We start from the raw sequence: 17319 nt of genomic DNA, 5'->3' as shown, positions 1-17319 counted from the left end.
CCCGCCTACAGTCGACCCCATGAGCATCGCCGAGCCCCGCACCACTCCGTCCACCGACGGCCTGTCCGTCGTCGGCCACTGGATCGACGGGGCGCCGTCGGCGTCGTCGTCGGGCCGCACCTCCCCGGTCTACGACCCCGCGCTGGGAGTCGTGACCAAGGAGGTCGCACTCGCCGACGCCGCCGAGATCGACGCGGCCGTCGCCTCCGCCAAGGCCGCGTTCCCCGCCTGGCGCGACACGTCGCTGGCGAAGCGCCAGCAGATCGTCTTCAAGTTCCGCGAGCTGCTCGAGGCCAAGAAGCAGGAGCTCGCCGAGATCATCACCTCCGAGCACGGGAAGGTCGTCTCGGACGCGCTGGGCGAGATCACCCGCGGCCAGGAGGTCGTGGAGTTCGCGACGGGCCTCGCGCACCACCTCAAGGGCGAGTACTCCGAGCAGGTGTCCACCGGCGTCGACGTGTACTCGACGAAGCAGCCGCTCGGCGTCGTCGGCATCATCTCGCCGTTCAACTTCCCGGCGATGGTGCCGATGTGGTTCTTCCCCATCGCCATCGCCGCCGGCAACACGGTGATCCTCAAGCCCAGCGAGAAGGACCCGTCCGCCGCGATCTGGATGGGCGAGCTGTGGAAGGAGGCCGGCCTCCCCGACGGCGTCTTCACCGTCCTCAACGGCGACAAGGAGGCCGTCGACGGCCTGCTCACGCACCCCGACGTCCGCTCGATCTCGTTCGTCGGCTCGACTCCGATCGCGCAGTACGTCTACGAGACGGGCACGAAGCACGGCAAGCGCGTGCAGGCTCTCGGCGGGGCGAAGAACCACATGCTCGTGCTCCCGGACGCCGATCTCGACCTCGTCGCGGACTCGGCGATCAACGCGGGCTTCGGCTCGGCGGGAGAGCGGTGCATGGCGATCTCGGTCGTCGTCGCGGTCGAGCCCGTCGCCGACGAGCTCATTACGAAGATCCAGGAGCGCGCGTCGAAGCTGCGCATCGGCGACGGCCGTCGCGGCTGCGACATGGGTCCGCTGGTGACGCAGGTCCACCGCGACAAGGTCGCCTCCTACATCGCGATCGCGGAGGAGGACGGCGCGAAGGTCGTCATCGACGGGCGCGGCATCGAGGTCGACGGCGATCCGAACGGCTTCTGGCTGGGCCCGACGCTGATCGACGACGTGCCGATCACGTCGAAGGTGTACACCGAGGAGATCTTCGGCCCGGTGCTCTCGATCGTGCGCGTGCAGTCGTACGAGGAGGGTGTGGCGCTGATCAACAACGGCGCGTTCGGCAACGGCACGGCGATCTTCACGAACGACGGAGGCGCGGCACGGCGCTTCCAGAACGAGGTCGAGGTCGGCATGATCGGCATCAACGTCCCGATCCCGGTGCCGGTCGCGACGTTCTCGTTCGGCGGCTGGAAGTCGTCGCTGTTCGGCGACACCAAGGCCCACGGCGCGGAGGGCGTCCGCTTCTTCACCCAGCAGAAGGCGATCACGAGCCGCTGGCTCGACCCGTCCCACGGCGGCATCAACCTCGGATTCCCCCAGAACTGACCGCTCGCCATCTGACGCTGGTGGATCTCGATACGCCCGCTCCGCGGGCTGCGGGCTAGATCAGCATGCAAAGGCGCCCGGCAACGGGCGCCGCAGCCCGCGGCCCCGCCGCCCAGCATCCTGGTCGAGTAGCCGCCGCAGGCGGCGTATCGAGACCCACGTCGTACGGACGCCGGGAGGCAGGGCCCCGCGCCCGCGTCCCGACGACGAGGGAACCCCGGACCGTCGAGGGGGCCCGCCCTTCCAGGCGGCCTCGACGGTCCGGGGCTCCCTCGCCCAGGAGGTACCGCCGTCAGCTGCGGATGAAGGCGAGCAGGTCGGGGTTGATGGTGGCGGCGTGCGTGGTCAGCATGCCGTGCGGGTAGCCCTCGTAGATCTTGAGGGTGGCGTTCTGCAGCAGCTCGGCCTGCTTGAGGGCGGCGTCCTCGTACGGCACGACCTGGTCGTCGTCGCCCTGGGTGACGAGGACCGGGACGGTGATGTCCTCGAGGTCCTGGGTCTGATCGGTCTCCGAGAACGCCTTGATGCCCTCGTAGTGCGCCAGCGCGCTGCCCATCATCCCCTGACGCCACCAGTTGTCGATCACGGGCTGCGACACGGTCGCTCCGTCGCGGTTGAAGCCGTAGAACGGGCCGGCGGCGACGTCGCGGAAGAACTCGGCCCGGTTGGCGGCCAGCGCCTCGCGGAACCCGTCGAACACCGAGATCGGCGTGCCGTCGGGGTTCGCGTCGGTCTGCACCATCAGCGGAGGCACGGCCGAGACGAGGATCGCCTTCGCGACCCGGTCCTGCGGCTGTCCGTACCGGGCGACGTACCGGGCGACCTGTCCGCCTCCGGTGGAGTGGCCGATGTGGACCGCGTTGCGAAGGTCGAGGTGCTCGACGACGGCGGAGACGTCGCTGGCGTAGTGGTCCATGTCGTGGCCGGTCCCGATCTGGGAGGAGCGGCCGTGCCCGCGGCGGTCGCTGGCGACGACGCGGTAGCCCTCGGCCAGGAAGAACAGCATCTGCGCGTCCCAGTCGTCCGACGACAGCGGCCAGCCGTGGTGGAACACGATGGGCTGCGCGTCGTGGCTTCCCCAGTCCTTGTAGTAGATCTCCGCACCATCGTCCGTGGTCAGAAACGCCATGATCAACCTCCACGCTCGCGTCGCGACGAGCCGTCGCGACGATCTCTGCTCGACTCACGATCCCGTGAGACGTGGCCGCGCGCCACGACGGTGGAGCGCTTTCACGACCTCCACCAGCGTGTCCTCGTCCGCTGCGGCGGCCCGCGGAATGCGCGTGACGTCACGCCTCCGTTCGCGCAGGGTCACGAGGTCGAGCGGTCTCGGACCGCGGCGGAGGAGCCCGCATCGTCCCGCCAGGAGCGCGGCGAGCGGCCCGAGTGCTGGGCGAACGCCCGGCTGAACGCCGACGCCGACCGGAAGCCGCTGCGCTCGGCGACCGCGCGGATGCTGACCGCCTCGGGAGCCGAGCGCTCCAGCAGGGCGCGGGCGCGGGCGAGGCGGGCCGACAGGATCTCGGCGGCGACGGTGGATCCTTCGCGCTCGAACAGCTTCTGCAGCGTCCGCACCGACACCGCCATCTGCTCGGCGACGACGGAGGGCGTCGTGGACGGGCTGGCGGCGTGGCGGACGATGTAGTCCCGCGCCCGCCCGAGCAGCAGCCGGCGCTCGATCGACGGCTCCGTGCGCTGGTCGAGGACGTCGTCGACGAAGGCGCGGGTCAGGTCGATCACCGATTGCGCGAAGGCCGCCTCCGATGCCGGGCCCAGCGGCGTCCGGAGGGACATCACGTACGACGCCATCGACCCCAGCAGCCGGGGCGCGCCCTCCTCGACGAGGAACGTCGTCGTCGACATCGCCTCGACCTCCGTGGGGGACAGCGGCAGGGCCGTGCTGGCGATCCGGATCGACAGGCTCCGGAAGTCCGGGGTGAGCTCGAACCCCGACACCTGCGGCATGTGACTCACCGCGAGCTGTCCCGCCTCGCACGGGATCTCGAGCGACCCGCGGTGGCTGATGATCGCGCCCGAGGTGACGAACGCCCACACGAACGCGTCCTTCGGATCGCTGTACCCCGACCCGGCGTCGTCCCGGCCCTTCGGCGCCGTCACCTGCGCGAGCTGGACGGGCCCCAGGGTCTTCGACGCCTTCATCCGCGCCGCCGCCGGCGAGAAGCCCTGCGACGAGCGCTGGGCCTGCTGGAGGAAGACCACCGCCATCTCCTCTCTCCGGAGCCGCTCGCCCCGACGGACGAGGGTCACCCCGCCGGGCCACCAAGAGAAATGTGCCACGTCCGCCGGGGCGCCTCCACTCCGCGGATCGGGGCCCGCGCCGTCAGAGGAAGCGCATGGCGGTCCAGAGCTCGCTGCGGGCGCCGAAGTCGTCGAAGTCGATGCCGAGGGCCCGCTCCACCGCGGTGATGCGGTTGCGGAGCGTGTGCCGGTGCACGCCGAGCTCGCGGGCGGCCGGGTCCCAGGCGCCGTTGCGCCGGAGCCAGACGCGTGCCGACTCGAGCAGCACGGTGCCCTCGGGCGTCAGCAGCGGCTCGAGCATCCGCCGGGCGAGCGGCTCTGCACCGGAGGCGGCGAGCAGGCCGAGCATGCCCTGCTCGGCCACGTCCTCGAAGCGCAGCAGCGGGCGGTCGGGGGTGGCGCGCTCGGCCGCGCGCCGCGCCTCCGCCAGCCCTCGATCGAGGTCGGCCCAGACGATCGGGGCGGATGCGCCGGCGGTCGCGCCGTGGCGCTCCAGCACTCCCGCGATCAGGTCCAGATCGTCGGCGCCGGTGACGACCACGAGGGCGGAGTCGCGCTCGGCGAAGAAGAGGCGCGCACCGTCGTCCTCGGCGAAGACCTCCAGCTCGTCGAGCAGCGAGTCGCCGAGGACCGGCTCGCTCAGCACGCTGATCCGCACCGGCTCGGCGGGGAGCGTGCCCCAGAGCTGTCGCGCGGTGCGGGCGGCGACGTCGAACGCCCCCGCGGCGAGCAGCTCGAGCAGACCCGAGCGCAGCTGTCGGCGGGAGGTGTCGAGCGCCCGCCGCTGCTCGAGAGCGATGCTCGCGAGTCCGATCACACTCGCGACCAGGTCGTTGCCCGCCGGGTCGAGCGGAGTCCCGGTGCCCACCGCGAGAACGCCGCGCAGGTGGTCGCGCTGCCCCAGGGTCTGCAGGGTGACCCCTCCGCCGTCGTCGAGGCGCAGGCCCGCGCGGCTGCCGCGGGAGAGGGCGTGCCGCACCGCCGCGGCGACCGACGCCTCCGCCGCCTCCGGCACGTCGAGTCGCGTCGGCAGGTGCACGCGCTGCCCGACCGCGTCGTAGAGCGCGACCCAGCAGTCGAGCTGGCGCTCGAGCTCCGAGAGGATCGCCGCGAGCCCGTCGGGGCGCAGCGCCGCCCGCGCGACGCGCCGCTGCGCCTCGAGCGACCACTCGAGCCGTTCGCGCTGCTCGCGCGAGATGACGTCGGCCACGAAGCGGATGATGCCCATGAACGGGGTCCGCTCGGCGACCTCGAGCAGCGGCAGGCCCTGCCGCTCGCACGCCGCCACGAGGCGGGCCGGCACCTCGTCGTGCACGATCTCGGTCGCGAAGCCGAGCGCACGGATGCCGCGGCCGCGCAGGCGGGCGACGTAGCCCTCCGAGAACTCGGCCGGGTGCTCGCCCGTGAAGTGCACGCCGTCGGTGAGCAGCAGCTGTCCCGACTCGAGCCACGGAGTCGGGTCGACGAGGTCGGACGAGTGCGCCCAGACCAGCGGGGCGTCGAGCGCCGCCTCGTCGTGCACGCCGGCGAGGATCCGGAGCCGGAAGGCCGGCTCGGCGAGCAGATCGCGGACGGTCGCGGGCATGGGCGGCTCCAGTCGTGACGGTGTGTCCATCGTAGAGCTGCAGGTTGGACGGATCCGGCAGTCGCTGCGTGGCCCCGAGGCGGCACGATGGAGTCATGACCCTCTCGACGACTCCGAACGACGTCCACGACGGCTCCGTCCGCGACAACGCCTCCGTCAGCGCCGCCGACCGCTCGCGCGTGTTCCACTCGTGGTCGGCCCAGGGCTCGCTGAACCCGCTGCCGATCGCCGGCGGACTCGGCTGCGAGGTCTGGGACGTCGACGGCACGCGCTACCTCGACTTCTCGAGCCAGCTGGTCAACGTCAACATCGGCTACCAGCACCCGAAGGTCGTCGCGGCGATCCAGGAGCAGGCGGCGATCCTCACCACGGTCGGCCCCGCGGCCGCCAACGAGACCCGTGCCGAGGCCGCGCGCCTCATCACCGAGCGGGCCCCCGAGGGCTTCGAGAAGGTCTTCTTCACCAACGGAGGCGCGGACGCCAACGAGAACGCGATCCGCATGGCGCGCCTGTACACCGGCCGCGACAAGGTCGTCTCGCTCTACCGCTCGTACCACGGCAACACCGGAGCGGCCATCGTCTCGACCGGTGACTGGCGCCGCATCCCCAACGAGTACGCCCGCGGACACGTGCACGCCTTCGGCCCGTACCTCTACCGCAGCGAGTTCTGGGCCGAGACCCCCGAGCAGGAGTGCGAGCGCGCGCTGCACCACCTCGAGCGCGTCGTGCAGGCCGAGGGTCCGGAGTCGATCGCCGCGTTCCTGATCGAGACGATCCCCGGCACCGCCGGCATCCTGACCCCGCCGCCCGGCTACCTCCCCGGCGTCCGCGCGATCGCCGATCGCTACGGCATCCAGCTCATCCTCGACGAGGTGATGGCCGGCTTCGGCCGCACCGGCGAGTGGTTCGCCTTCGACGCGTTCGACGTGCGCCCCGACCTCATCACCTTCGCGAAGGGCGTCAACTCGGGCTACGTGCCGATCGGAGGCGTCGTCATCTCGGACCCGATCGCGCACCACTTCGACGAGCGCGTCTTCCCGGGCGGGCTCACCTACTCCGGGCACCCGCTCGCTGCGGCGAGCGTCGTCGCGACGCTCGAGGCGATGGCCGAGGAGGGCATCGTCGACAACGCGAAGACCATCGGATCGGAGCACCTCGCTCCCGGCCTCGCGGCCCTCGAGGCGAAGCACGACGTCATCGGCGAGGTCCGCGGCTCGGGCGTCTTCTGGGCGCTGGAGCTGGTGACCGACCGCGCGACCCGCGAGCCGCTGCCCGCCGCCGCCGTCGGCCGCCTCAAGGCCGACCTGCTCTCGCGGGGCCTCCTGCCCTTCACCGCCGACAACCGCATCCACGTGGTGCCGCCGGCCGTCGTCACCCCGGAGGAGGTCGCCCGCGGGCTCTCGATCCTCGACGACGCGCTGACCGCCTTCAGCGGCTGAAGGGCGCGCTCCGAGGCGCACCTCCGGCTCGCCGAATCTCGTTCGGCTCGTCGATCCGGCCGATTCCAGCGAGCCGAACCGGATCTCACGAGCCGGAGCTCCCTCCCCTGCCAGCAGTGCGCTTCCCGGCTCAGCTCCTCGACGAGCGGGCAAGCCGTCCAGACTGCGGGGGAGCGCACACCATCAGCTGAGAGGGGGCGGCCTCCGCTGTGGGGCGACGCGCTCGGCTGATGGCGTGCGCCGCTGCCTGCTGATCGAGTAGCCCGCGGAGCGGGCGTATCGAGATCCCCGTCGTCAGTGGGCGAGGTCTGCATACCCGCTCTGCTGACGGTGACGGGTCTCGATACGCCCCTGCGGGGCTACTCGACCAGCGAGCTACCCGAGGCGCCGTACCCAGCAGACCTCCCTTGCAGACCAGCCCTCACCCACGAGGCGCATCCGGAGATCCGCGTCTCAGCGGATTTCCGTCGCCGCAAGCGGGACGCTCTGCGGGAAACGGCCACCTGCTCCGCCGACCGCGGAACGCCGTTTCGCGGCGTTCAGATCGAATGCAGCGTGAACGCGGTGACGAATCCGAGCACGGAGTACAGCCCGGTCAAGACGTCGTCGCGGTCGAACGCTTCCGGGATCATCGTGTTCGAGATCATCGCGAGGATCGCGCCGGCGGCGACCGTCGTCACGAACGCGACCACCGCTCCCGGCGCCGTCGCGAAGACGAGGAAGCCGACGAGCGCGGCGATCGCGGACAGCCCCGCGATGCCTCCCCAGACCGTGAAGACGTAGCGGGCCGAGCGCCCGTCGGTCTTCATGCCGACGGTGGAGGAGAGGCCCTCGGGCAGGTTCGAGATGGCGACGGCGGCGACGATCGGCACGCTGATCGCGGCTCCGGCACCGCCCTGCGCGACGGAGAGGCCGAGCACGATCGACTCGGGGATCCCGTCGATCAGCGCGCCCGCCGCGATCGCCGCGCCGCCGCCTCCGCCCGTGCCCTTCGAGCTCTTGCGGTCGCCGGCTCCCGCGCGGGTGAGCAGGGCGTCGGCTCCGACGAAGACGAGGGCGCCGACGAGGGTGCCGAGCACGGTCGGCAGCAGCCCACCGTCGTCGGCCGCCTCTTCGACGAGTTCGTAGGCGAGCGCCGAGATCAGCACGCCCGCTCCGAACGCCGAGATCGCGGCGGTGAGCTTCGGAGGCACGCGGACGAACCATGCGAGTGCGGCGCCGATCAGGAGGGTGGCGCCGCCGATGGCGCCGCTGAGCAGGGCGAGGGACCAGGGAGGCACGGCCGACAGCCTGTCAGGCCGCGGCGGCCCGCGGTCCGGGCTTGACGGAGGAGTCATCTCACGTCGGCGTGTACAAGGAACAGGCGTATCCGGGAATCCGCGTTCGAGCGGATTCACGTCGCCGGACGCAGGACGCTCTACGGAACGCGGCCATCCCGGGAAGCCGACTGCGGGGCGCCGCTCTGCGGCGACCGAATCGGCACAGCGAAGGCGACCAGCGCGAAGGCGACGAGCAGCGGCATTCGGTGCGTCCCGCGGTGCACGCGGTAGACCATCGTCGTCCGGAACCACAGCAGGGCCACGAAGACGAGGATCAGCCAGCGCGCGTCGGGCAGGAAGTGGTGGTTGAAGAAGTTGACGTAGATCAGCACGGCGGCCGTCGCCGTCAGCCAGCCGGAGGGCCAGCGGTCGAAGCGCAAGTCGAAGAGACGGTGGATCCGCACCATGTACGAGCCCACGGAGGCGTAGAGGAACCCGCTGAACAAGGGGACCGCGCCGATCCGCAGCACCCCGTCGGCCGCGTAGCTCCACGAGCCGACGTCGGTCTCGAAGAGCTCCATCCCCGTGCCGACGAGGTGGAAGATCACGATCACCCACAGCTCGCGTCCGGTCTCGAGGCGGGTCGCGATCATCACGATCTGCAGTGCGACCGCAGCCAGAGTCAGCGCGTCGTTGCGGGCGAGGGCCGCGTCATCCGGGTACCAGAGCCGCGCGGCGACGATCACGACCAGCAGCGCCGCACCGAACACGCAGGCCCAGGCCTGCTTCGCGCCGAACACCAGGAACTCGATCACTCCTGCGCGCAGCCCGGAGGCGGGCCCGCGGGCGAGCAGGCGCCGCGCGACGTCGTCGATCCGCTGCTCGAGTGGCGTGTACTGCCGCATGCGACCCCCTGTCGGAGCCGCCGATGCTACCGGTCGCGGTCCGCCGGGCCCTGGTCAGGCGACGACGCCCGGGATCGAGCTCGCCAGCGCGCGCACCTCGTCGGCCGTCAGGTCGTCGGCGTAGTAGCGGTAGATGGTGCGGCGCGAGATGTCGGCCGCCTCGCGCGGTGAGCGCCTCCGCAGTGCGTCGACGAGGGTCTCGCCGTCGGCGGCGCTCTGCCGCATCCGGGCGAGCCGGTCGGTCTCGGTGACGAGCCGCCCGTCGGCGAGGTGCGCCATCACTCCGCCGACGACGTTGCCGCAGACCTCGATCAGCTGGTTGCCGGAGGCGTGCCGGATCGCCGCGTGGAAGCGGTTCACCCGCTCGCCGAAGCCGTCGGCCTCGCCGCGGGCGACCTCGTGCAGGGCGGCCAGGTGCTCCTCGATGAGCGCGAGATCCTCCGCGGTGCGGTTCTCGGCCGCGAGCAGGCACGACTGCCCCTCGAGCAGGAGGCGGAACTGGAGCAGCTCGACCCGGCTGATGCTCTCGAGGTGGGCGAGGCGCGCCATCGACTTCTCGAGCATCCGGGGGGAGTAGGCGGTGATCATCGGACCGCGGGGGTCGCCGGGTCGCGACTCGAGGATCCCGGTCGCCTGGAGGACGCGGAGCGCCTCGCGGACGGTGGCGCGGCTGACCGAGAAGTCGGCCATCAGCTGGCGCTCGCCGGGCAGGCGATCACCCGGCTTCAGGTCGCCGGCTTCGACCGCCCGCTCGATCTGCTCGACGATCGACTCGTAGGCGCTGACCTTCTGCACGGCGATGAACGTCATGGGTCTCCCTCTCATCGACGGGGTCGGGCACGTTACATCTTTGTTTCCTCGCTTGACCCGCGTCGCAGCGCCATCCTACCGTTCCTTCTACTGGTCAGACCAGTACCGCGCCACCCTGACGACCCCCTCACCTCCCTGCACCGCCCGACCCCTCGGAGCCGCTCCCGTGACCACGACACCCCGCCGCCTCGCGCTCGCCGCGACCGCCCTCCTCTCGGCCCTGGCGCTCTCCGCCTGCAGTGCCGGCGCCGGCAACTCCTCCTCCTCCGGAGCCGGCACCGAGGCGCACGACCCGACCGCGATCGTCGGCCTCACCGGCGAGCCGGCGAACTTCGACTTCACCACCACGGCGGGCGCCGCCATCCCGCAGGCGCTGATGAACAACGTCTACGAGGGTCTCGTCGCCGTCGACCAGGACGGCGAGCTGCAGCCGAAGCTCGCGACGTCGTGGACGGTCAGCGACGACGGGCTCGAGTACGACTTCGTGCTCGAGGAGGGAGTCACCTTCTCGAACGGCGCCGAGTTCACCGCCGACGACGTCAAGTTCTCGCTCGAGCGCGTGAAGACCGACTGGAAGATCAACCAGGCCAAGATGGCGGTCCTCGACCGCGTCGACGTCGTCTCGCCCACCGAGGCGAAGGTCGTGCTCACCCGGCCCAGCAACTCCTGGCTCTTCGACATGGGCGGCAGCGTCGGCCTGATGTTCGACGAGAGCGGTGTTGCCGACCTCGCCAACACGCCCGTCGGCACCGGCCCGTACACCGTCACCGAGCGCGTGACCGGCGACCACATCTCGCTGGCCGCCCGCGACGGCTACTGGGGCGAGGCCCCCGCGGTGACCGACGTCACCCTCCGCTACTTCGCCGACGCGGTCGCCTCGACCAACGCGCTGCGCGCCGGCGACGTCGACATGCTCTACAACATGCAGGCGCCCGACCTCGTCGCGCAGTTCGAGACGAACGACGAGTACCAGGTCATCCAGGGCACCTCGAACGGCGAGATCATGCTCTCGATGAACAACGCCGAGGCGCCGTTCGACGACCTGCGGATCCGCCAGGCCATCGCCTACGCCCTCGACCGCCAGGCGATCATCGACACCGCGTGGGCCGGCTACGGCGAGCTCATCGGCGCGATGGTCCCCCCGACCGACCCGTACTACGAGGACCTGACCGAGGAGTACGCCTACGACCCCGAGAAGGCCCGCGAGCTGCTCGCCGAGGCCGGCGCCGAGGACCTCTCGATCACCTTCGACGTGCCGACCCGCCCCTACGCCACCGCCGTCTCCGAGGTCGTCGTCTCGCAGCTGGCCGAGGTCGGCATCGACGCGACGATCGCGTCGGACGAGTTCCCCGCCGTCTGGCTCGACAAGGTGTTCACCCGCCACGACTACGAGATGTCGGTCATCCTCGCCGTCGAGCCGCGCGACTTCCTCGCCAACTTCGGCGACCCGGAGTACTACCTCGGCTACGACGACCCCGACGTGGTGACGAAGGCCACCGCGGCCGACGCCGCCTCGCAGGAGGAGTGGGTCGCCGGCATGAAGGACGTGGTCGCCGAGGTCGCCGCCGACGTGCCCGCCGTGCCGCTGTTCCTCTTCCCCAACATCGTGATCGCCGACTCCGGTCTCACCGGCATCGCCGGCAACTCGGTGACGGAGTCGCTCGACCTCACCGGTCTCGCCTGGTCCTGACCACCCGGCGGCGGTGCCGAGAGGCGCCGCCGCCCCACCCGTCCCGACCCCACTGAAAGGAGGCGACCATGGCGCTGCGGATGCTCGCACTCGTCGGCAACTTCCTCGCGACCGTGCTCATCTCGACGATCGTCGTGTTCCTCCTCCTGCGCGTGATGCCGGGCGACGCCGCGACGGTGGCCCTCGGGATCGAGGCCACTCCAGAGCAGCTCGACGCCTGGCGGGCCGCGAACGGCACGGACGCCCCGCTGGTCGTGCAGTACCTCGACTGGCTGGCGGGGCTCCTCCGCGGTGACCTCGGCACCTCCGCCGTCACGGGCCAGGCGATCTCGCCGATCGTGTCCGACCGCTTCCAGGTGACGCTGATCCTGGTGGTCGTCGCGATGCTGATCGCGCTGGTCGTCGCGATCCCGCTCGGCACTCTCGCGGCCATGCGGCAGCGGCACGCGTCGGGAGTCGTCATCTCTGGTGTCTCGCAGATCGGCGTCGCCGTCCCCAACTTCCTCGTCGGGGTGCTGCTGATCGCGTTCTTCGCGATCGGGCTCGGCTGGTTCCCCTCCGGCGGGTGGGTGCCGCCGTCCGACCCGGCGTTCCTCTCGCACATCGCCCTGCCCGCGATCGCGCTCGGCTCGGTGCAGGCGTCGATCCTGACGCGGTACGTCCGCTCGGCCGTCCTCGAGATCATGCGCGAGGACTTCCTCCGCACCGCCCGCTCGAAGGGGCTCACCGCCGGTGGCGCGCTCGTCCGTCACGGGCTGCGCAACGCCGGGATCCCGGTGCTGACGATCGTCGGCGTGCAGCTCGCCGGCCTCTTCATCGGCGCCGTCGTGATCGAGCGCGTGTTCAGCATCCCCGGGCTCGGCAGCTACCTCGTCGACTCGGTCGGCAACCGCGATCTGCTCGCCGTGCAGGCGGTCGTCGCCGTGCTCGTGGTCGCGATCGTCGCGATCAACTTCCTGGTCGACCTCGCCTTCACGCTCCTCGATCCCCGACTCCGGAGGGCCTCATGACCGCCACGCTCCCGCCGGGCACCGAGCCCGGCCGTCCGGTGCCCCCGCGCACCCGGCTGATCACGCAGGTCCCCGGCCGGTTCCGCCGGTTCCGGCCCGGAGCCGACGCCCAGCTCTGGATCGGCGCCGCGCTGATCCTCCTGGTGCTCGTCACCGCCCTGGTCTCGCTCGTCTGGACGCCGTACGACCCCGAGCGCTCGGTCGCCGCCGACCGCCTGCTGTTCCCGAGCGCCGCGCATCCGTTCGGCACCGACCGCTACGGGCGCGACGTGCTCTCGCAGATCATGGTCGGCGCGCAGATCACTCTGCTGGTGGGCACCGTGGCGGTCGCCATCGCCGCGGTCATCGGAGTCCCGCTCGGGATCCTCGCGGGCATGCGCCCCAAGAAGACCGGCGCAGTGATCATGGGCGGCAGCGACGTCGTGATGGCGTTCCCCGGCCTCCTGCTCGCGATCGTCTTCGGCGCGGTCTTCGGCGCCGACACCACCACCGCGATGGTCGCGCTCGGCATCGGAGCGGCTCCGGCCTTCGCCCGGGTCGCCCGCGCCGGCACCCTGCAGGTGATGAGCACCGACTACGTGTTCGCCGCCAGGGCCGCCAACCGCTCCGGCTTCGCGATCGCGATCCGGCACGTGCTGCCCAACATCGCCGGCATCCTCGTCGTGCAGTGCTCGGTCAACTTCGGCATCGCGGTGCTGGCGGAGGCGGGGCTGTCGTTCCTGGGGCTCGGCACCAAGCCGCCCACCCCCTCGTGGGGTCGCATGCTGCAGGACTCGCAGCAGTTCCTCGGCGCCTACGACTACCTGGCCGTCGTGCCCGGCCTGGCGATCGCGCTGGCGGTGCTCGGCTTCAACCTGCTCGGCGACGGTCTGCGCGACCGCTTCGACCCGAAGATGAGGAACCGCTGATGCCCGCTGTGCCCACCGATCCCCGTCCCTTCGCCCTCGACGTCGCCGGCCTCTCGGTGCACGCCGGCGAGCGCCTCCTCGTCGACGACCTGACCTTCCGCATCGGAGCCGGCGAGCGCGTCGGCCTGATCGGCGAGTCGGGCTCGGGCAAGTCGCTCACCTCGCTCGCCGTGATGGGCCTGCTGCCCGACACGGTGACCGCGACCGGCCGCGTGCGGGTCGGCGGCGCCGAGACCGACATCGTGGGCCTGGGTGAGCGGGCCGCCGCGCGCCTGCGCGGCTCGTCGATGGCGATGGTGTTCCAGGAGCCGATGACCGCGCTCAACCCGCTGATGCGGGTCGGCCGTCAGATCGCCGAGGTGATGGAGATCCACCGCACCCAGCCCGATCGCCGCGCGGCCCGCCGCCGGGCGGTCGAGCTGCTCGCCGACGTCGGCCTGCCGTCTCCCGAGGAGGCGGCGCGCGCCTACCCGCACCAGCTCTCGGGCGGTCAGCGGCAGCGCGTCGTGCTCGCCATCGCGCTGGCGAACGATCCCGCGCTGCTCGTCGCCGACGAGCCGACGACCGCGCTCGACGTCACCGTGCAGAAGCAGGTCCTCGACCTGGTGCTGCGCACGGTGTCCGAGCGCGGCACCGGGCTCCTCTTCATCACCCACGATCTCGCCGTCGTCGGCGAGACCTGCGACCGCGTGCTCGTGATGAACGCCGGCGTCGTCGTCGAGGAGGGTCCGATCGACCGGGTCTTCACCCGGCCGGAGCACCCCTACACGCGCGGTCTGCTGGCCGCCTCCGACCTCGACGCCACCGACTCCGCCGGCCGCCTCTTCACCGTCGCGACCTCGGAGGGGTACACCCCCGGGATCTCGGTCGACCGGATGGACGCGGGCCGAGCCGAGCGCGAGGCCGCCCCCGCCGCACCCGCCGTGGTGCGCGCCTCCGGACTCACCAAGACCTACGACCGCGGCCGCTCCTCCCTGTTCGCCGCGTCGCAGAAGGTGCACGCCCTCCGCGGCCTCGACTTCGAGATCCGCGCCGGCGACCGCTTCGGCATCGTGGGGGAGTCGGGATCGGGCAAGTCGACGCTCCTCCGCCTGCTCTCGGGGCTCGACACCCCGACCGCCGGGGCGCTCGAAGTCGTCGGCCGCGACCTGAGCACCCACCGGAAGGCCGACCTCGCCGAGGTGCGCCGGAGTCTCCAGATCGTGTTCCAGGACCCGATGGCCTCGCTCGACCCGCGGATGCGCGTCGGCGACATCATCGCCGAGCCGCTGCTGAACGCCGCGAACACGGGGGAGGCGGTCGGCAGGGCCGAGCGCGCCTCCCGCGTCGCCGAGATGATCGCCGCGGTCGGGCTGCCCGCCGACTCGGTCGACCGCTACCCCCACCAGTTCTCGGGCGGGCAGCGCCAGCGGATCTCGATCGCACGCGCCCTGGTCTGCCGCCCGAAGATCCTCGTCGCCGACGAGCCCGTCAGTGCGCTCGACGTCTCGGTGCGCGCGCAGGTGCTCAACCTGCTCGCCGACCTCGTCGAGGAGTACCGGCTCACCCTGATCTTCGTCTCGCACGACCTCGGCGTCGTCCGCTACCTCTGCGATCGCGTCGCCGTCATGCGCCAGGGCGAGATCGTCGAGCAGGGCGCCACCCGCGCCATCTACGAGAACCCGGCCGACGACTACACCCGCGCCCTGATCGCCGCGACCCCCTCGATCCGCCACCGCCAGGAGATCCGATGACCCCCGCCACCCGCACTGCTCCGTCCCGTTTCGACGGCGCCCGTCTCGCTGCCGGCTACGAGTCCGGCGAGCTCTCGCCGGTCGAGGTGACGGAGGAGATCCTCGCCGACATCGCGGTGCGGAACCCCGCGATCAACGCGTTCAGCGACCTCGACCCCGCGCTCGCGCTCGCCGCGGCCCGGGCGAGCGAGCAGCGCTGGCGCTCCGGCGAGCAGCGCGGACCGGTCGACGGCGTGCCCGTGACCGTCAAGGAGAACCTCTACCGCGCCGGCCTCCCCGCGCGCGCCGGGACCGCCGCCGCCGCGGCGACCGTGCCGACCCACGACTCTCCCGCCGTCGCCCGCCTGAACGAGGCCGGGGCCGTCATCCTCGGCTCGACCACGATGCCCGACTGGGGGATGCTCTCCTCCGGTGTCTCGAGCGCGCACGGCATCACCCGCAGCCCGATCGACCCCGCCCTCACCGTCGGCGGCTCGTCGTCGGGAGCGGGCGCCGCCGCGGCCGCCGGCTTCGGCACCTTCCACGTCGGCACCGACATCGGCGGCTCCGTCCGCCTGCCCGCCGCCTGGCTCGGCCTCGCCACGCTCAAGCCGAGCGACGGGCGCATCCCGCTCGACAACCCCTACCAGGGCCGCGCCGCCGGACCCCTCGCGCAGTCGGTCGCGGACGTCGCCCTCGGCATGTCGGTGCTCTCGCGCCCCGACGCCCGCGACTACACCTCGCTGCCGCCCGAGACCATCGACTGGAACGACCTCGACCTCGACATGCGCGGCCGCCGTGTCGCCGTGCACGTGGACCCCGGAGCCGGCATGCCGGTCGACCCCGAGATCCGCGCCGCCGTCCTCGCCGCGGCCGACGCCTGGTCGGACGCGGGCGCCGAGGTCGTCGAGCTGCCCGCCTTCATCGACGACGGCGTGCTCGAGCAGGTCGACCTCTTCTGGCGCGTGCGCTTCTGGCGCACCTACTACGAGCTGCCGACCGAGGCGAAGGCGCGCGCCCTGCCCTTCATCACCACCTGGGTGCACGGCGGAGCCGACGTCTCGGGACGCCGCGTGCTCGAGGCCACGGAGGCGATCAGCGAGCTGCGCCGCCGCACCGTCGAGGCGACCCTGCCCTTCGACGCCGTGCTCTCGCCTGTCGCCCCGGTCGCGGCGTTCCCAGCGGAGTGGCCGATGCCGTGGGGTCACGAGGACCGCGGCATGGCGCACATCGCCTTCACCCTGCCCTACAACATGTCGGGCCAGCCGGCCGCGAGCATCAACGCGGGCACCACCTCCGACGGCCGCGCCATCGCGCTGCAGATCTCGGGCCGCCGCTTCGCCGACCTCGAGGTCCTGCGCCAGGCGGCGTGGTGGGAGGCGGCGCGCCCGGCGTCGGCGGTGCAGGCCTTCCCGGCGGGCTGAGCGGTCAGCAGCCCTCCGAGGCGAAGCCGGGGTCGCCGGGGGTGAGCAGGTCGCGGTCGCGCTGCAGCACGCCGATCCGGTCGCCGCGGAGCGAGCAGGCGCGGTCGAACACCGCCTCCGCGCCGGGCTCGTCGGTGTACTCGACCTCGTAGACGCGCTCGCCGTAGACGTCGGTGTACGCGTCGCACTCCTCGAACACCTCGCACTCCTCGGTGATCGCGAAGTCGAAGCCGAGCCCGCGCATCTCCTCCACCCGCTCCGAGGCGTTCTTCTGGCCGATCGCGAGACCGGCGTCGTGCGCCGCCTCGACGAGCGCCTCGGCGAAGGCGCCGGTTTGCTCGTCGCTCAGCAGGCCGTCGGAGCGGGTCGCGGAGTCGAGGTTGTCGGCCTCGACCGCGTCGAAGCCGCTCGCGGCGCAGCCCTCGATCCAGCCGCCCACGATCGCGAGCAGGGCGTCGCGCTTCGCCGCGGTCGACACGTCGAGGAGGGTCTCGTCGGGCCAGTCCGGATCGACGACCGGCGCGCCCGCCCCGTCGCGCAGCAGCAGCTCGGCCCGCTCGCCCGTCCACTGCGCCTCCTCGCCGGGCTGCGTCTGGAACGCGTTGACGTAGCAGACCGAATACGCGCCCGGTGCGGGCTCGTCGGAGCGATCGCGCACCACGAGATCGACGCCCTCGGTCGGCGGGTAGCCGCCGCCCAGCTGGTAGTCGAAGCGAGCGCCCGCGGGAGGCGGTGCCGGGCTTGCTGCGCATCCGGCGAGGAGGGCCAC

General features: G+C 72.0%; 14 protein-coding genes. 7 read left to right on the top strand and 7 right to left on the bottom strand.

What is annotated here, in order from left to right; all coding sequences use genetic code 11:
- The first annotated feature begins 19 nt into the window (after window positions 1-19).
- On the top strand, window positions 20-1549 hold the full coding sequence (locus tag GRS96_RS17310) for a CoA-acylating methylmalonate-semialdehyde dehydrogenase (RefSeq protein ID WP_159989051.1): 1530 nt from the start codon (window positions 20-22) through the stop codon (window positions 1547-1549).
- Window positions 1550-1841: 292 nt separating this feature from the next.
- Here the strand turns inward: GRS96_RS17310 and GRS96_RS17305 are convergent, their stop codons facing one another.
- From GRS96_RS17305 to GRS96_RS17295, 3 genes are all read right to left on the bottom strand, one after another.
- Window positions 1842-2678 carry an alpha/beta fold hydrolase gene (locus GRS96_RS17305; protein WP_159852632.1) on the bottom strand — a complete coding sequence of 279 codons (837 nt, stop codon included), beginning with the start codon at window positions 2676-2678 and terminating at the stop codon, window positions 1842-1844.
- Window positions 2679-2860: 182 nt separating this feature from the next.
- Window positions 2861-3769, bottom strand: a complete 909-nt coding sequence (locus GRS96_RS17300) for a helix-turn-helix domain-containing protein (protein WP_159989050.1) — start codon at window positions 3767-3769, stop codon at window positions 2861-2863.
- Window positions 3770-3890: 121 nt separating this feature from the next.
- On the bottom strand, window positions 3891-5393 hold the full coding sequence (locus GRS96_RS17295) for a PucR family transcriptional regulator (RefSeq protein WP_159852628.1): 1503 nt from the start codon (window positions 5391-5393) through the stop codon (window positions 3891-3893).
- A 95-nt stretch (window positions 5394-5488) separates the two neighbouring features.
- Between GRS96_RS17295 and GRS96_RS17290 the strand changes: the two genes are divergently transcribed.
- Window positions 5489-6832 carry an aspartate aminotransferase family protein gene (locus tag GRS96_RS17290; RefSeq protein ID WP_159989049.1) on the top strand — a complete coding sequence of 448 codons (1344 nt, stop codon included), beginning with the start codon at window positions 5489-5491 and terminating at the stop codon, window positions 6830-6832.
- A 539-nt stretch (window positions 6833-7371) separates the two neighbouring features.
- On the opposite strand, the gene GRS96_RS17285 is transcribed toward GRS96_RS17290, so the two are convergent.
- From GRS96_RS17285 to GRS96_RS17275, 3 genes are all read right to left on the bottom strand, one after another.
- The gene (locus GRS96_RS17285) at window positions 7372-8112 is read right to left on the bottom strand and encodes a ZIP family metal transporter (RefSeq protein ID WP_159989048.1); all 741 of its coding nucleotides are present in this window, start codon (window positions 8110-8112) and stop codon (window positions 7372-7374) included.
- Window positions 8113-8249: 137 nt separating this feature from the next.
- Window positions 8250-8996 carry a DUF817 domain-containing protein gene (locus tag GRS96_RS17280; RefSeq protein ID WP_159989047.1) on the bottom strand — a complete coding sequence of 249 codons (747 nt, stop codon included), beginning with the start codon at window positions 8994-8996 and terminating at the stop codon, window positions 8250-8252.
- A 54-nt stretch (window positions 8997-9050) separates the two neighbouring features.
- A complete protein-coding gene (locus tag GRS96_RS17275) occupies window positions 9051-9806 on the bottom strand; it encodes a FadR/GntR family transcriptional regulator (RefSeq protein ID WP_159852620.1) in 756 nt (251 codons plus the stop codon).
- 166 nt (window positions 9807-9972) lie between these two features.
- Here GRS96_RS17275 and GRS96_RS17270 point away from each other — a divergent pair, with 166 nt between their 5' ends.
- The 5 genes from GRS96_RS17270 to GRS96_RS17250 all read left to right on the top strand — a co-directional run bounded on the left by GRS96_RS17270 (window position 9973) and on the right by GRS96_RS17250 (window position 16550).
- Window positions 9973-11496 carry an ABC transporter substrate-binding protein gene (locus GRS96_RS17270; RefSeq protein ID WP_236553653.1) on the top strand — a complete coding sequence of 508 codons (1524 nt, stop codon included), beginning with the start codon at window positions 9973-9975 and terminating at the stop codon, window positions 11494-11496.
- A 68-nt stretch (window positions 11497-11564) separates the two neighbouring features.
- Window positions 11565-12506 carry an ABC transporter permease gene (locus GRS96_RS17265; protein ID WP_159852616.1) on the top strand — a complete coding sequence of 314 codons (942 nt, stop codon included), beginning with the start codon at window positions 11565-11567 and terminating at the stop codon, window positions 12504-12506.
- On the top strand, window positions 12503-13414 hold the full coding sequence (locus GRS96_RS17260; RefSeq protein ID WP_159989045.1) for an ABC transporter permease: 912 nt from the start codon (window positions 12503-12505) through the stop codon (window positions 13412-13414). Before GRS96_RS17265 ends, GRS96_RS17260 begins: the two co-directional genes overlap by 4 nt.
- Window positions 13414-15147, top strand: a complete 1734-nt coding sequence (locus tag GRS96_RS17255; RefSeq protein ID WP_159989044.1) for a dipeptide ABC transporter ATP-binding protein — start codon at window positions 13414-13416, stop codon at window positions 15145-15147. Before GRS96_RS17260 ends, GRS96_RS17255 begins: the two co-directional genes overlap by 1 nt.
- Window positions 15144-16550, top strand: a complete 1407-nt coding sequence (locus GRS96_RS17250; protein WP_159989043.1) for an amidase — start codon at window positions 15144-15146, stop codon at window positions 16548-16550. The genes GRS96_RS17255 and GRS96_RS17250 overlap by 4 nt, the downstream gene beginning before the upstream one ends.
- A 4-nt stretch (window positions 16551-16554) precedes the next feature.
- Here GRS96_RS17250 and GRS96_RS17245 read toward each other — a convergent pair whose 3' ends face one another.
- Window positions 16555-17319: an endo alpha-1,4 polygalactosaminidase gene (locus tag GRS96_RS17245; RefSeq protein WP_235021757.1), complete on the bottom strand. Its 765-nt coding sequence runs from the start codon at window positions 17317-17319 to the stop codon at window positions 16555-16557.

The organism is Rathayibacter sp. VKM Ac-2803 (assembly GCF_009807175.1).
Taxonomy (GTDB): Bacteria; Actinomycetota; Actinomycetes; order Actinomycetales; family Microbacteriaceae; genus Rathayibacter.
This window is presented reverse-complemented; position numbering and strand designations above follow the sequence as displayed.